At 61.1% G+C, this 14,751-nt stretch carries 17 protein-coding genes and 1 pseudogene; 12 read left to right on the forward strand and 6 right to left on the reverse strand.

All coding sequences use genetic code 11. From position 1 onward, the window contains the following. A pseudogene (locus J9889_RS02285) lies at positions 1 to 122 on the forward strand (ISAs1 family transposase); the annotation flags it as partial. A gap of 174 nt (positions 123 to 296) precedes the next feature. Here the strand turns inward: J9889_RS02285 and ushA are convergent. Further along, positions 297 to 1,967 (reverse strand): bifunctional UDP-sugar hydrolase/5'-nucleotidase UshA, encoded by a 1,671-nt coding sequence (gene ushA / locus J9889_RS02290; RefSeq protein WP_210555913.1) that lies wholly within the window; start codon positions 1,965 to 1,967, stop codon positions 297 to 299. Positions 1,968 to 2,215: 248 nt separating this feature from the next. Between ushA and J9889_RS02295 the strand changes: the two genes are divergently transcribed. The 3 genes from J9889_RS02295 (at position 2,216) to J9889_RS02305 (ending at position 3,963) form a co-directional block, all read left to right on the forward strand. Then, on the forward strand, positions 2,216 to 2,548 hold the full coding sequence (locus J9889_RS02295; protein ID WP_210555914.1) for a DUF2956 domain-containing protein: 333 nt from the start codon (positions 2,216 to 2,218) through the stop codon (positions 2,546 to 2,548). A gap of 115 nt (positions 2,549 to 2,663) precedes the next feature. Continuing rightward, the gene (locus J9889_RS02300; protein WP_010673254.1) at positions 2,664 to 2,999 is read left to right on the forward strand and encodes a hypothetical protein; all 336 of its coding nucleotides are present in this window, start codon (positions 2,664 to 2,666) and stop codon (positions 2,997 to 2,999) included. A 97-nt stretch (positions 3,000 to 3,096) separates the two neighbouring features. Next, the gene (locus tag J9889_RS02305) at positions 3,097 to 3,963 is read left to right on the forward strand and encodes a tetratricopeptide repeat protein (RefSeq protein ID WP_210555915.1); all 867 of its coding nucleotides are present in this window, start codon (positions 3,097 to 3,099) and stop codon (positions 3,961 to 3,963) included. Positions 3,964 to 4,032: 69 nt separating this feature from the next. On the opposite strand, the gene J9889_RS02310 is transcribed toward J9889_RS02305, so the two are convergent. Both J9889_RS02310 and fkpA read right to left on the reverse strand, forming a co-directional pair. Further along, a complete protein-coding gene (locus tag J9889_RS02310; RefSeq protein ID WP_041211199.1) occupies positions 4,033 to 5,436 on the reverse strand; it encodes a sigma-54 dependent transcriptional regulator in 1,404 nt (467 codons plus the stop codon). Positions 5,437 to 5,584: 148 nt separating this feature from the next. Next, positions 5,585 to 6,394: an FKBP-type peptidyl-prolyl cis-trans isomerase gene (fkpA, locus tag J9889_RS02315; RefSeq protein ID WP_210555916.1), complete on the reverse strand. Its 810-nt coding sequence runs from the start codon at positions 6,392 to 6,394 to the stop codon at positions 5,585 to 5,587. 119 nt (positions 6,395 to 6,513) lie between these two features. Here fkpA and J9889_RS02320 point away from each other — a divergent pair, with 119 nt between their 5' ends. Both J9889_RS02320 and J9889_RS02325 read left to right on the forward strand, forming a co-directional pair. Next, positions 6,514 to 7,482, forward strand: a complete 969-nt coding sequence (locus J9889_RS02320) for a PQQ-binding-like beta-propeller repeat protein (RefSeq protein ID WP_042016813.1) — start codon at positions 6,514 to 6,516, stop codon at positions 7,480 to 7,482. A gap of 14 nt (positions 7,483 to 7,496) precedes the next feature. Beyond that, on the forward strand, positions 7,497 to 7,712 hold the full coding sequence (locus tag J9889_RS02325; protein ID WP_010673249.1) for a SlyX family protein: 216 nt from the start codon (positions 7,497 to 7,499) through the stop codon (positions 7,710 to 7,712). Positions 7,713 to 7,776: 64 nt separating this feature from the next. On the opposite strand, the gene J9889_RS02330 is transcribed toward J9889_RS02325, so the two are convergent. Both J9889_RS02330 and J9889_RS02335 read right to left on the reverse strand, forming a co-directional pair. Further along, a complete protein-coding gene (locus tag J9889_RS02330) occupies positions 7,777 to 8,415 on the reverse strand; it encodes a peptidylprolyl isomerase (RefSeq protein WP_210555917.1) in 639 nt (212 codons plus the stop codon). A 146-nt stretch (positions 8,416 to 8,561) separates the two neighbouring features. Continuing rightward, positions 8,562 to 8,768: a YheV family putative zinc ribbon protein gene (locus J9889_RS02335; RefSeq protein WP_039040049.1), complete on the reverse strand. Its 207-nt coding sequence runs from the start codon at positions 8,766 to 8,768 to the stop codon at positions 8,562 to 8,564. A 39-nt stretch (positions 8,769 to 8,807) separates the two neighbouring features. Between J9889_RS02335 and J9889_RS02340 the strand changes: the two genes are divergently transcribed. The 3 genes from J9889_RS02340 to J9889_RS02350 all read left to right on the forward strand — a co-directional run bounded on the left by J9889_RS02340 (position 8,808) and on the right by J9889_RS02350 (position 11,576). After that, positions 8,808 to 9,494, forward strand: a complete 687-nt coding sequence (locus tag J9889_RS02340) for a hypothetical protein (protein WP_210555918.1) — start codon at positions 8,808 to 8,810, stop codon at positions 9,492 to 9,494. A gap of 138 nt (positions 9,495 to 9,632) precedes the next feature. Then, the gene (locus J9889_RS02345; protein ID WP_210555919.1) at positions 9,633 to 10,532 is read left to right on the forward strand and encodes a chemotaxis protein; all 900 of its coding nucleotides are present in this window, start codon (positions 9,633 to 9,635) and stop codon (positions 10,530 to 10,532) included. 60 nt (positions 10,533 to 10,592) lie between these two features. Next, a complete protein-coding gene (locus J9889_RS02350; protein WP_210555920.1) occupies positions 10,593 to 11,576 on the forward strand; it encodes a hydrolase in 984 nt (327 codons plus the stop codon). On the opposite strand, the gene J9889_RS02355 is transcribed toward J9889_RS02350, so the two are convergent. Next, entirely contained in the window at positions 11,558 to 12,709 is a 1,152-nt protein-coding gene (locus J9889_RS02355) for a GGDEF domain-containing protein (protein WP_202042080.1), read from the reverse strand. The genes J9889_RS02350 and J9889_RS02355 overlap by 19 nt on opposite strands. A gap of 89 nt (positions 12,710 to 12,798) precedes the next feature. Between J9889_RS02355 and J9889_RS02360 the strand changes: the two genes are divergently transcribed. From J9889_RS02360 to J9889_RS02370, 3 genes are all read left to right on the forward strand, one after another. Next, complete coding sequence (locus tag J9889_RS02360; protein WP_010673242.1) at positions 12,799 to 13,044, forward strand: YheU family protein; 246 nt, start codon at positions 12,799 to 12,801, stop codon at positions 13,042 to 13,044. Positions 13,045 to 13,279: 235 nt separating this feature from the next. Next, positions 13,280 to 14,149, forward strand: coding sequence for a phosphoribulokinase (locus tag J9889_RS02365; protein ID WP_010673241.1), 870 nt, complete (start codon positions 13,280 to 13,282; stop codon positions 14,147 to 14,149). Between the two features lie 16 nt (positions 14,150 to 14,165). Next, positions 14,166 to 14,699 (forward strand): DUF4136 domain-containing protein, encoded by a 534-nt coding sequence (locus J9889_RS02370; protein ID WP_109111707.1) that lies wholly within the window; start codon positions 14,166 to 14,168, stop codon positions 14,697 to 14,699. Positions 14,700 to 14,751 lie beyond the last annotated feature (52 nt).

Genomic DNA, 14,751 nt, shown 5'->3' on the forward strand with positions numbered 1-14,751 from the left:
AGTGGATACTGAACATGCTGAAGCAAAACAAATCACGTAATCTAAGCATGGCCAACAAGCGCAGGCTCTGCTGTCTGAATGAACAATATTTGTTCGAATGTATGGGGTTGTTCAAAGTATAAACACTGATGCGTCAGCCCTGGCCTTTTTATTGCCATCAGATCGTGTCATGCCCTATTTCGAGGCAGCTCCCCGTGGCCGGATATATTTCCCGAGAGACACTGCTGATGACATTGAAAATAAAAAGAGAGGCAGCCATGGCTGCCTCTCTTTTTTATTGGCTCGGGGTGCAGAGATTATTTGCAACCCTCTACCGAGGTGGAGTTGATATAGCTGACCTCGCCGGCCGGCTGATAATCGGCGACCTGAATGGTCTTCTTCGCCGCGATATAATCCTTCAGCACACCGGCATCCACCAGACCGGCATTGATGGTGTCGATCTTCGGATAACCGTCACCACCGGCCGCGCTGAAGCTCGGGATGGAGAAGCTGTAGGTTGCTGCCGGATCGAAGGCCTTCCCGCCGATGGTGGCGATGTCCACGCTCTTGGCCTGGCAATCCACCGTCATCTTGATGCCGCCGAACTGGGCATAGCCACCGGTATTGGCGGTCTTGGTCGCGACCTGACCCAGGTAGGTCAGCAGCTCGTTGCCGCTCATGGTCGCCTTGTTGACGGTGTTGCCGAACGGATGCACGGTCAGCACGTCACGGTAGCTGATGTCCCCTACCGCGATGGAGGCACGCACCCCACCGGAGTTGACGATGCCAAAGTCGGTGCTCAGCTTCTCGGCAGTCGCGGTGGTGATGAGACGACCCAGGTTGGTCTGCTTGTTGCGCACGTTGGCGCGCTCACCGTCCAGTACGCCATCGGTGGCACCGATGACCACACCCAGCTCCTGCTGTCCCTTCTCCTGATAGGTGAGCAGGGTGTTGTAGAGCTCGGGCTCCTTGACGATCTCTTCCTGAATGAAATCACCGTCCGCGTTCTTCAGGTTGACCGGGATCAGATCGTACTGGGTCAGGGTCAGCTTGCCATTCTGATAGTCAAACTGGGCACGACCCACATACTTGCCCCACTCGTGAGCCTGCATGATCCAGGTGCCGTTCTGCTGATCCGGCTGGCAGTCGTCGCCCGGCTTGAAGTCGGCGTACTTATCCGGGGTGCCCGGCTCCATGCAGACCGGGTTCTGGGAGTGACCACCGATGATGGCGTCCAGGGTGCCTGCCGGCAGCGCACGGGCCATCTCCACGTCACCCGGTGCGTTGCTGCCGTGCTGACCATTCTCGTAATGGCCCATGTGGGTGATGGCAAGAACCAGGTTCGCCTCTTTGTTGTCGCGGATCTGCTTGCCGAGATTGGCGGCTTCCGTGGTCGGATCGCGGAACTCCAGGGTCTGGACGTTGTTGGGATCCACCAACTGTGCGGTGTCCTCTGTGGTCAGACCCAGCACGGCGACCTTGAGGCCGCTTTCCAGCTTGAACACCTTGTAGGGATCGAAGTAGCGCTTGCCGCTCGTCTTGTCATAGATGTTGGCGGAGATCATCGGGAACTGGGCCCACTGACGCTGTTTCTCGAGGATGGTCAGGGGGTTGTCGAACTCGTGGTTGCCCACCGCCATGGCATCGTAACGGATGCTGTTCATGGCCATGAAGTCCGGCTCTGCATCCTGCAGATCCGACTCTGGCACCCCGGTGTTGACGTCACCGCCGGAGAGCACCAGCACTTCGCTGCCCGCCGCTTTCGCCTCGGCACGCAGCCGCTCGACCAGGGTCTTCTGGGCCGCCATGCCATATTCGCCCTTGTCGTTGTGCCAGAAACGACCGTGGGTATCATTGGTATGCAAAATGGTCAGCTTGCAGACATTTTCGGTGCAGGGGGCGACGCTGTCGTTGCTTGAGGTATTGCAGCCGCTCAATGCGGCAAGCACTGCCAGTGCGATACTTCCTTTGACAAATTTATAATTCATTTCCATATCACCTTGTTATTTTGTTATTGGACGACCCTATCCAGGATCGGGCGGTAATATAACAAACAACATGTGACGGTTTTTCATCGGCGACTCACAAATTCCGCCAAATGTGATCATCCACGCAACCTGTTTCCCCTATTTGGAACAGAGGCACCCCACTCGCAGAGCAATTTCCCCCATGATGGCAGCCCGCCGGTAACGGTTATGGCATACTGCCCGCCAATCAATGCCAAGGAGTGCCTGGAATGGCCAAGTACGACAAAATTTCCCCCGAAACCCAGCAGGAGGCGATGAAGATCGCCCGTGCCAACCAGAAGCCGGGGCAGACCAAGGAGCAAACCCAGCTCATCGCCCAAGGGATCCAGAAGGGCATAGACGAATACAAGAAACAGATGAAAGCGAAGGCCCGCGAAGCCAGCCGCCAGAAGAAACTGCAAGCCAAAGCCAGGCACTCTTCCCAAGAGACGCCGGAAGAGGAGAGCGAAGCCGAGGTCATCGAGCTCACCCGCCAGCACCCGCTGCCCTGGATCCTGCTGGTGCTGAGCTGGCTGGTATTTGCCGTGTTCTGGTTCCGCTGATCCTGCCCAGGCAAACCTTTGCCCTGCGATCCGCTTCACAGCCCGGGCGCGGGGGACTGGTCATTCCCCACCCGGACTGCCTACACTCTGCCCCCCTTATCAGGAGACACTCATCATGAACCCGGCCCCGCTCTATCTGCTGGCTCCCCTCGCCCTCTTCCTCGTGACCCTGGTGCTCTATCGCATCTCGCCACTGCGGGCGGTCGCCGCCGGCCATGCCCGCTGGTTTATCCTGCCCGCCTTCACCCTCTTTATCCTGCTCATCGTCATCAATGGCGCTGCGGATCCCGCCCTGCGAAGCCCTGCTTTCCACTGGCTGATGCCGGGGTTCGGCTTTGCCCTGAGCCTGTTCCCTGCCCTGCCCAAGGCACTGGTACCGCGCCTGGCTATCAAGGAGGGAGCCTTTGCTGCCCTGGGTCTGATGCTGATGAGCCTTGCCATGGTCTACTGATCGGCAAGCGCTGGCGTCACGATGGCGCCAGCCCTCTTCTTGTACAAAGAATGGCCTTCAGGCATCTTGGTGGGCGGATAACCGGCATGGAGGCCAGATGAACAATCCGCCCGATTTCATGGCACTGTGGGATTATCAGGATCCCGCCGCCAGCGCCCAGCGTTTTCAAGCACTGCTGCCCGAGGCGCGTGCCACCAACCTGCAATGGGAGCTGGAGCTCCTCACCCAGATAGCCCGCACCCATTCGCTGCAACGCCAGTTTGCACAGGCGCACCAGCTGCTCGACGAGATAGAACCCCGCCTCACCGAGGCGACTCCACGGGCCCGCCTGCGCGCCTTGCTGGAGCGTGGCCGCACCTTCAACTCCGCCGGTGACAAGGCCAGCGCCAGAGCCCTGTTTGAACAGGCCTGGCAACTGGGAGAGCAGTACGAAGAGCACTATCTGGCCATCGATGCGGCCCACATGGTGGCCATCGCCGCCCCCCTGGAGAAGCAGAGCCACTGGCACCAGCTGGCGATGACCCTGGCCGAGCGCAGTCACGACAAGCGGGCACGGGGCTGGCTCGCCACCCTCTACAACAATCAGGGCTGGACCCTGTTCGAGCTGGGTCGCCTCGACGAGGCCATCGCCTGTCAACAAAAGTGCCTGGCCTGGCACGAGCAGCACAACAACCAGGGCAAAGCCTTTATCGCCCGCTGGAGTCTGGCGCGCCTGAGCCGGGCCCAGGAGCGCCATGAACAGGCCATGGCCGAACTGGCGCAGTTGCGCGACGACATGGCCGCCGCAGGCACCCCCGAGGATGGCTATGTGTTCGAGGAGCTGGGGGAGAATGCACTCGTGCTCAATGATCCCGCGGCACCCGAGTTCTTTGCCCGCGCCTGGTTTCTGCTGTCACAGGATGGCTGGTTCACCGCCAACGAGGCAGAACGGCTGGCCAGGCTCAAGCAGCTCGCCAAACTCTGATAGGCGTGCGGGGCGGCCAATTGGCCGCCCCGCACATCAGCATGTCTGCCCGGGAGCAGAGGTGACGGCTCAGGCCGGACTCGCCTCTTCCCAGCTCTGCTTCTTGCGATAAATCGTGGAAGGGCTTATTTCCAGCAGGGCCGCCGCCTTGGGGATGTTGCCGTCACAACTGGCGATGGCCTGCTCGATGGCCTCCTTCTCCACCTGCCAGAGCGGACGGACCTGCCTGCGAACGACCACGGGTTCTGACTGGGGATCCGCGATCCCGACCGCAGGCTCCGGGGCCAGGGTACGCCCCCCGTTGAGGGGAGGTGGCAGGATATCCGGGCTCACCAGCTCGCCATCGTTGAGCACCACTATGTTGCGCACCACGTTTTGCAGCTCGCGCACGTTGCCGGGCCAGGGGTAGTCGAGCAGCACCTGCACTGCGTCCGCATCAAAGTCCCTGAACCGCTTGTTCTCCTCACCGGCATAACGCAGCAGCAACTCCCGGGCCAGCAGCAGGATGTCCTCTCCCCGCTCCCTCAGGGGGGGCAGCGCCAGCGGGATCACGTGCAGGCGGTAGTAAAGATCTTCACGAAACCGTCCGGCCTTGACCTCCACCAGGGGATCTCGGTTGGTGGCGCAGACAAAGCGCACATCCACCGTCTCCAGCTTGCCGCTGCCGACCCGCTGCAGGGTGCCGGTCTGAATGAAACGCAGCAGCTTGCTCTGCAGGTCGAGATCCATCTCGCAGATCTCGTCGAGGAAGAGGGTACCGCCGTCCGCCAGACTGGCCGCCCCCTTGCGATCCCCCTGGGCACCGGTAAACGACCCCTTCACGTGGCCGAAGATCTCGCTCTCCATCAGATCATGGGGAATGGCGGCGCAGTTGAGGGCGATGAAGGGCTGATCCCGACGCGGGCTGCACTGGTGGATGGCCTCGGCGCACACCTCCTTGCCGGTGCCGCTCTCGCCGGTGATGAAGACGGTGGCCTTGCTCGGCGCCGCGCTCTCGATGATGCGATAGACCGCCTGCATCGCCATGGAGGCGCCAATGAAACCGGCAAAGGAGCTGCGCTCGAAGTTTTCCCGATACTGGGCCACCAGCGAGCTGAGTTGCTGGTGCTTCAGGGCATTGCGCGCCGTGGCGCACAGGCGCTTGCCATCGAACGGCTTGGTGAGAAAATCGAAGGCCCCGAACCGCATAGCCTCCACCGCCACATCCACCGAGCCATGAGCGGTGATCACCACCACGGAGCAGGGCAGTTGCCGCTCAGTGATCTGCTGCAAGATGTCCATGCCGGACATGTCGGGCAACTCCAGGTCGAGCAGCACCACGGGGGGCGGGCTTGCCAGCAATTGTGCCAAAGCCTGCTGGCCACAATCTGCCAGCTGCACCTCGTAGCCATCCTGGGCCAGATACTGCTCATAGACGACCGCCAGACTGCGGGTATCTTCCACCAACAGGACACGGGGTTTGCTTTCAGCCACGAGATCCATCCTTGCGCTTGATTTTGTTGTCTATTCTGGGGGCTAGCCGCCACACACTCAAGACGGCCTCATCGCTTTATCCGGGGGATTGCGACAATACACAAGCAAAAACGGCTCCCTGGGGAGCCGTTTTTATGGTGCTTTGAGCTTATTTCTTGGCGTTGTCGCCATCGGCAGACGGTTTTTCGATGGCCAGCAGCTCTACGTCAAATACCAGCACGGCGTTGGCCGGGATGGAACCTGCACCGTGCTCGCCATAGGCCAGCTTGGACGGCAGGAAGAACTTGAACTTGGAGCCGACCGGCATCAGTTGCACCCCTTCGGTCCAGCCCGGGATCACCTGGTTGAGCGGGAAGGTAGCTGGCTCGCCGCGATCGACGGAGCTGTCAAACTTGGTGCCGTCGGTCAGGGTACCGGTGTAGTGTACCTTGACGATGTCGGTGGCCTTCGGCTTGGCGCCGTCACCCATCTTCTCGACCTGATATTGCAGGCCGGACTCAGTGCTCTTCACGCCCTCTTTCTTGGCGTTGGCAGCCAGGAACTCTTCACCCTTCTTCAGGTTTTCCACGGCATCCTTGTCGGCCTTAGCCTTGGTCAGCTCGTTGATCTTGGCGTCGTATTCCTGCAGAACCTTCTGGATCTCCTCGTCGGTCATCTTGGCTTCTTTGCCCAGACCGTCGGTGACACCCTTCAGGATCACGGTGTTGTCCAGCTTGATGCCGAGCTCCTGCTGGCGCTCCAGGGTATTGGCGATATAACGACCCATGGAGAGGCCGATCGCATAGCCGGATTGCTCTTCAAAGCTCTTGGCCTCAGCCTTGGGGGCCTCTGCCGGCTTGCTGGCTTCTGCCTTGACCTCTGCGGTGTTGGTCGCAGCAGGTTTCTCATCTTTTTGGCAAGCAGTCAGACCGACGGCAACCGCCGCAGCCAACAGGGACACCTTCAGAAAATTGTTCATCAGTTTCTCCAAAACTCTAAATACCGCTCTCGGTTCCTTCGTGAAATGAGAGGTTTATCGTGATAAGCGCCTTATACTAACGCCGTGATCGCAGGTAACGAAAGCATGAGACAGGAAAAATGATCAAAAGTGCCATTTATCTCATCGGTATTTGCCTGATGCTGACGGGGTGCGAACAACGCTCACTTCCCAGCCAGCAGATCCACCTCGCCAACCAGGGTCTGCTGAGCGCGGATCTCGCCAGTTCCGGCAAGCTCGCGCTCGTCTCCAGCCTGAGTCAGGGCACTGTGGTGTGGGATCTGGAACAGGGCAAGGAGCGCTGGCGCTGGCGCCAGAGCGATGATCAGGAGGAGTTCGTCACCCTGACCCGCTTCTCCCCCGATGACAGCCATGCCATCACCGCCACCCAGCACACCTTCGCCATCTGGCGCTTGCAGGATGGCCGCTCTCAGGGCTACTACTCCCTGCCAGAATCCCGCCTGCGCGATGCGGCGATCTCGGCGGATGGCCGCCAGGTGCTCATCGGCCGTGAAGACGGCAAGGCGGAAGTGGTCGACACCCAGACCGGACGCCGGCTGCAATTCCTCGGCCACACCGAACAGGTCAACACGGTGGATCTCTCCCCCAATGGTCGCTATGCCCTCACCGGCGGCAACGATTACAGCGCCTATCTGTGGGATACCCGCACGGGCCAGGTGGTGTGGCGCTTCAACCACGCCGGGCGAGTCGTGATGGCGAGACTGGATCCGTCCGGACGCTTCGCCTTCACCGCAGACAGTCGCCAGGCCAGCATCTGGGATCTCAAAACCGGCAAGGAGCACAGCCGGTTGCAATATGATCACCGCTTCGAGGTCTACACCAGCGCCCGCTTTGCCAACGGCGGCAACTGGCTCATCACCGGCGCCCCCTCCCGCCAGCTCACTCTGTGGCAGGTGAGTGACGGCCAGCCGTTGCAGAGCTGGCGCGTCTCGCCCCATCCCAAGGTGAAACCGCCGAGCGCTGTGGTCTATGGCGTGGCTTTGCGCGACAATGACCACCTCGTCAGTGCCAGCTCCAGTGGCCTGGCTGAAATCTGGACTATCAAGTAAGGACCAAAAGGCCCATGAGTCAGCAACTAAACGAACGCCTCGAAACCCTGGAAAGCCGCCTCGCTTTTGCCGAATACACGGTGGAGCAGCTCAACGACGAGGTCACCACCCAGGGTCGCGAGCTGGACCGGCTCAAACACCAGATCCATCTACTGGTGGATAAATTGCAGAGCGTACAGCCGAGCCAGATCGCCAGCATGGCCGAAGAGACGCCGCCACCGCACTACTGATGAGTGCCAGCCATAAAAAAACCCGCGCCATGCGCGGGTTTTTTTATCATCGGCCAGGCCGTGATCAGTGCTGATGGCCCTTGCCACCACAACCGCCACCACCGCAGCAACCACCGTGACCGTGATCGTCGCCGTGATCTTGTGCATGGTTGTGACCATGGCCGCCACAGCAGCCACCGTGGTCATGATCGTGATCATGGCCGTGATCATGGTCATGACCATGATCGTGACCGCAGCCACCAGCGCCGTGCACATGGCCATGGGCCAGCTCTTCGGCGGTCGCGGCACGCACGTCCTTGATCTCGACCTTGAAGCCCAGGGTCACGCCAGCCAGGGGATGGTTGCCGTCCACCTTGATGAACTCCTCGGACACCTCGATGACGGTCACCGGACGGTGACCATCGTCGGTCTCGGCCACAAAAGTATCCCCTTCAGACACTTCCATACCGTCGAACAGCTCGCCGGGCACTTCCTGCACCAGATTCTCGTCGTACTCGCCATAGGCCTGGTTCGGCGTCAGGGTGACGTCGAACGCCTCGCCCACGCTGCGACCTTCCAGCTCGGCTTCGAGGCCGGAGACCAGGTAACGGGTACCGTGCAGATACACCAGCGGCTCTTTACCGACAGTGGTGTCGATGACTTCACCGTGTTCGTCGGTGACCGTGTATTCCAGCGTAACCACGCTCAGGGGAGCTACTTTCATGTCAGGGATCCTGCGGATAGAAAAAAACGGGCCCAGAATACCTCAAAAAGGCAGACAAGCATATGGTCGGCCCGGCTTCAATGTGATGAAAAAGTCATCAACAGCGACCAGCCTGACCGGCGTACCATCACCTTGAGGCATGGCACTCACTCGGGACGAAACACCCCAATCACCTGCTCCGCCTCGCGCGTCACCTTGTCCACCTGCTCCTGGGTCTGCACCTGGGTATCCCCGCACTCGACACAGGTCACCTTCTCGACTCCATGCTCCATATACAGCATCATGGTGTCCATCTTGCCGCACGCCGGGCAAACCGCCCCGGCAATGAAGCGTTTTTTACGTCTGGTTTCCATTTTTGTTACCTCCAGGCAGCATCATATCAGGGTTTTTACATGCATCACGCCATCGAATATCAGCATTTTTCCACTTCCACCCTTCAGGTCGGCCCCCGCAAGCGCTCCCCCATGGGCCAATTGCTGCGCGTCACCCAGGGGGCGGCGCTGCTGAAATTGGGTGCCCATGAGCTGTTGTTGACACCTGGCAGCCACTTCTGGCTCTGTGCCGATGCCCTCGCCGCCTTCACCCCTCTGGCTGGCTGCCAGCATGATCTGCTGGCCTGCTCCGTGCGGGTGCCCCAGCCCGCCCAGGCTGGCTGGTTGCAGGCAAGCCCGTTGATGGACGCACTGCTGGACAGCCTGGCGGCCTGGTCACGCCCCCGCGACTGGCAAGGCCCCTATGGGCAGCGGCTGCAAGTGGTGGGGGATGAGTTGCATGGCTGCACCATCTCGTCACTGGGAGATCAGGCATTGCAAGATGCCTGGCAAGCCCTGGCCAGAGCGCAGCCGGATAGCGTGGCTGCCTGGCAGACCCTGCTGGGTACTCGCGGTCTCGAGGGCCCGGACGCCCGGGCACTGAAGGATCAGTGGCAACTGTTGCAGGGGATTCGCCTGCTGCGAAGCGGCAGCACGCCGTCACAGGTGGTGAGCAGGCTGGGTTATCGGGATGAAAGCGCGCTGGCCGAGGCTCATCTGCAATGGCTCGGGGCGCCCCTCTCCCCTCAGCCTTCCGCGACCCGATAAGAGAGGCATAAAAGGATGGCAAAAGAAATCCAGTTTTGCGGCTCACCGCCGCTAACAACAAAGGAGTCATTCATGTCACCATCCTTTATGCTGAACACCCGATTGACCGTCACCGACTAGATCAACAGGACATCCGCCATGACGAGCAAGGCCAACCAATCCCAGGGCATGTTGCTGTTCCACCTCTCTGCCAGACAATCCTTCGCCATCGGTACCCTCAAGGTGAAGGAGATCGTGCCCTACACCCAGCTCACCGCCCTGCCACAATCCCATCCCACCGTGCTCGGGGCCGCCAGCATGCGCGGCACCACCATCCCGGTGATCGACATGGCAATGGCCGTGGGCTACCGCCCCATCAGCCGGGAGGAGATGCCCCGCTGCTTCATCATCATCACCGATTGCCGCCGCACCCTGGTGGGCTTTCTGGTGCGGGGCATCGACAAGATCACCGAGTGCAACTGGCGTGACATCGAGCCGCCCCCTCCCTCCTTGGGACAGAACGTCTTCGTCACCGGCGTGACCCGGGTGGGAGATCAGTTGATCCAGTTGCTGGATGTGGAACTCATCCTGTCGCGGGTCTATCCGGACGATCCCAGCCATCTCTACCCCGTGCTGACCGACGTGCAGCGCGAGCGGCTCAAGCCGATGCGGATCCTGCTGGTAGACGACTCCTCTGTCGCCCGTCGCCAGCTCATGGCGGCGCTCGATTACATCAACATCCCCTACGAGGTCTGCACCAACGGACGCGACGCCCTCACCCTGATGCAGACCCGGGTCTCCCAGGGCAAGCGGATCGACATCCTGGTGAGCGATATCGAGATGCCGGGACTGGATGGTTACGAGCTGGCCTTCGAGGTGCAGAGCGATGCCAAGCTGGCGGGAGCCTACATCATCCTGCACACCTCCCTCTCCAGCGAGATCAGCGTGGAGCGGGCCCATCAGGTCGGCGCCCACGAGGCGCTCACCAAGTTTGAAGCCAACGAACTTATCCAGGCCATGCTGCGCGGCGCCGAGCACCACGATCGTCTGCTGGCCTGATGTCGCGGCGAGCCAAGGGCTCGCCGCCCCCTTTTCCTCCCTGCTCTTCCGAGTCGTTGCATGTTGACAGAAAGCCACTTTCACGCCCCCTGGTGGGCCCGCAACCCCCATCTGCAAACCATTTTGCCCAAGTGGCTGCGCCGCTCGCCTGCCCGCTTCATCCAGGAGCGCTTCGAACTCCCGGACGGCGATTTCGTTGATCTGGCCTGGAGCGGCGAACCCGGCCAGGATGAACAACCCCTGGTGGTGGTGTTCCACGGACTGGAGGGGAGCATTCACTCCCACTATGCCAAGGGGCTCTTTGCCCACCTGCAGCGGCAAGGGAACGAGGCGGTGCTGATGCACTTTCGGGGGTGCAGTGGCGAGCCGAACCGGCTGCTGCAGGCCTATCACTCGGGCGCCATCGAGGACGCCCAGGCGGTAATTGCCGAGCTGGGGCGGCGTTTTCCTGGCCGTCCCCTGGTCGCCATCGGCTATTCCCTGGGGGGCAACATGCTGGTCAATCTGCTGGCGCGGGCCTGCCCGGCACCATTGAAAGCGGCGGTAGTAGTATCGGCACCGCTGCAACTGGCAAGCTGTGCCGATCGGGTCAATCAGGGCTTCTCACGGGTCTATCAGAACTACCTGCTGCGGACTATGCGAACCAACCTGCAAAGCAAGATCCGGCGCCAGAGCGCGGCACGGGCGCGCTGGCAGCCGACCCAGATCACCCGCATCGCCACACTGAGGGAGTTCGACGAGCTGGTGACGGCACCGCTCCATGGTTTCGAAAGCGCCGATCACTACTACCAGACCTGCTCCGGCCTGAGCCTGCTGGCCCGCATTCCCATCCCGACCCTCGTCATTCACGCCGCCGACGATCCCTTCATGACCGATGCCGTCATTCCGGCGGCGGAGCAGCTCTCCCCTCTGGTGCGCTACGAGCTGAGCCGCCAGGGCGGCCACGTGGGCTTCCTGCACGGCTCTCCCTGGCGCCCCCGTTTCTGGCTGGATGAGCGCATCAGCCAGTGGTTGCGGCAACAGACTCAGGGTGCGAGCCGATAACCGTTGCGCCCCTCTTCCTTGGCCTGATAGAGGGCGCCATCGACCCGCTCGAGCAACATGACGAGGCTCTCCCCGGCTCGCCACTGGGCTATCCCCTGGCTCAGGGTGAGGTGGGGGGCTACGTCGGAATCCTCATGGGGCAGAGCCCTGGCCGCCAGAGTGGCGCGAATGCGCTCCGCCACCTCCTGGCCACCGGCCAGCGTCGTCTCCTGCAGCAACACCACGAACTCCTCTCCCCCGTAGCGCGCCACCAGATCGCCGGGCTCCCGCACACTCTCCTCCAGGCACTCGGCCACCAGGATCAGGCACTCATCCCCCGCCTGATGCCCATAGCGATCGTTGTAGCGCTTGAAGAAATCCACATCGAGCAGGATCACGGTGAGCGGTACATCCTGGGTGGTGCCTTGCGCAATGGCACGCTTGCACGCCTGATCGAAGTGGCGACGGTTGGCTATGCCGGTCAGGGGATCCCGGTTGGCCATGGCATTCATCTTGTTTGCCAGCATCAGGTTGTCGTGTTCCCTTGACACCGCAAGCTCGAACCAGCCGTTGAGCATGCGCCGTCCCGTCTCCAGCACCACTAGCAAGACCCCGACCACTATGGTGTTGACCAGAACAAAGGGCTCAGGACTCCAGGAGGCTCTCACCAACAAGAACAGCAGGGGGACCGACACCAGTGCGTAAAACAGCCGCACATCGCAATACGCGGCGACGAGACCGGTCAGCAGCAACAGACTGACCATGTTGAAAATGAAACTGAAGCCCCCCTTCAAGTCGACGATCGAGATGGTGTAACCCACCATGGCCCAGGCCAGCCCCCAGGCCAGGGCACAGACGCACAGGGACACCAGCCAGATGGCATGGGATTGACGGGAGAGCCAGCCCCACCCGAGCGGCAGCAGCAGGCCAACACCTATCATGGCAAAGAGCTGCCATTTGTAGGACCAGGGCAGGTTGCCGACCAGTACCAGGTGTGCATCCCGATAGATGTAGAAGCGGGTCAGCAGAAATACGAGGGCGATGAGATTGATGACCCAGTACCAGCGCAAACCGGCGCTCAGGGCGCGGCGGCGGGCATCGAACAGGTGCTGTTCGAATTGACTGGAGGGTCGGCGTGCGTCAATGGATTGCATGGCACCCCTCGTCCAAAACGAGACAAATCCCTTGCGCTTGCCGACCAGACACCGACAATATCCGCAACCCACTGAGTGAAGATGAAATCATGATTATCCCCTGGCAAGAACTGGAGCCGGACACCCTCACCAACCTGCTCGAACACTTTGTGCTGCAAGAAGGCACCGAATACGGTGAACAGGATGTCAGCCTGACCGACAAGGTCGAAGCAGTCAGGCAACAATTGCTACAAGGTAGCGCCGTGCTTGTCTACAGCGAGCTGCACGAAAGTGTCAATGTCGTCCCAAAGACTCATTTAAGCAAGTCACCCACTGACGACTTCCCCCAAGCGTAACGCGGTCACGGCTTATCGGGCGGCTCACCCCGCCCTCCACCTATCCAGCTCACATCATCAGGCCGCATGACCAGTTCGCCACCCAGCAGCACCTATTCCAACGTACCCAGAGCACAGGGCAGCCCTTGTTCACCGCTATTGCCGGGAAGCGTGGGGGCAGCGGGAGGATGACGGCGCACTTGACCGCACTTTGGGCCACCCCTTATAACGGAACTCCCAAGGAAGAGAGAATTCTATGTCCGCCAAGCATCCCATCATCGCGGTCACCGGTTCGTCCGGTGCCGGTACTTCCACCTCCACCAACGCCTTTCGCTCCATGTTCCACCAGCTTGGATACAAGGCGGCCGTGGTCGAGGGGGACAGTTTTCACCGCTACACCAGGCCCGAGATGGACGTGGCTATCCGCAAGGCCCGGGAGCAGGGGCGGCATATCAGCTACTTCGGCCCGGAGGCCAACGACTTCGGTCTGCTCGAGTCTTTTTTCCAGGAGTATGGCCAGAGCGGCACAGGCCAGTACCGGCGCTATCTGCACAGCTTCGACGAGGCAGTGCCTTTCAACCAGATGCCTGGCACCTTCACCCCCTGGCAGGATCTGCCCGGCGAGACGGATCTGCTGTTCTACGAAGGACTGCATGGCGGCGTGGTCACGGGGGAACACAACGTGGCGCGGCACGTGGACTTTCTCATCGGCGTGGTGCCCATCGTCAACCTGGAGTGGATCCAGAAGCTCATTCGCGACACCTCGGAACGCGGCCACTCCCGCGAGGCGGTGACCGACTCCATCGTGCGTTCCATGGACGACTACATCAACTTCATCACGCCGCAGTTCTCCCGCACCCACATCAACTTCCAGCGGGTGCCGACCGTCGATACTTCCAACCCCTTCAGCGCCAAGGTGATACCCAGCCTGGACGAGAGTATGCTGGTGATCAGGTTTCGGGGCATCAAGCAGGTGGACTTCCCCTACCTGCTGTCGATGATAGACGGCGCCTTCATGTCCAGGATGAACACCATCGTCGTGCCGGGTGGCAAGATGGGCTTTGCAATGGAACTGATCCTGCGCCCCCTGATCCAGCAACTGATCGAAACGGGCAAGATCACCTGAGCCAAGGAGCTTAATGATGCGCGCTGCACTTCTCTCATTCACGCTGGCAACCCTGCTGGGCGGTTGCAGCTCCGGCCCCGCCGCACCCACGGTCGAAACGGGCACCATGGTGGTTCGCCCGGCGGAGCATTGGACCTACGGGACGACACCACGCTATGCGCTGGCCGAACAGTTCCAGTATGCGGGCAACAGCGCCGCGTCCTGGCTCGAGCCGGTACAGCAGGCCGTCATCCGGCAACTGGACGGCAAAGGCTGGCGCAGCGTTCCCCTGGATGAGGCCGACGTCTGGGTCGCCATCGGGGTAGCTGGCAGCCAGGACATGAGCGATGGCGAGATCTTCTCCCGCCTCGGCATGACACCGGGCCTGAACGCCGCCGCCAATGCCCGCAAGGGGACCCTGGCCGTCGTGCTGCTCGACGGGCATAGCCAGAAAGCTGTATGGAGCAGCGCCATCCAGCTCGCCAGCGACGCGCCTGTCGCAGAGGAAGCCCGTGGCCAGCTTAGCCAGCAACTGGCCGCCCAGCTGCTGGGCTCGCTACCGTCAGAGTGATGTCTCTTTCAACAAAAACGGCCTGCTTCACGCAGGCCGTTTTCCATGCACG

It is taken from the genome of Aeromonas sp. PrichA-15 (assembly GCF_017939245.1).
Lineage (GTDB): Bacteria > Pseudomonadota > Gammaproteobacteria > Enterobacterales > Aeromonadaceae > Aeromonas > Aeromonas caviae.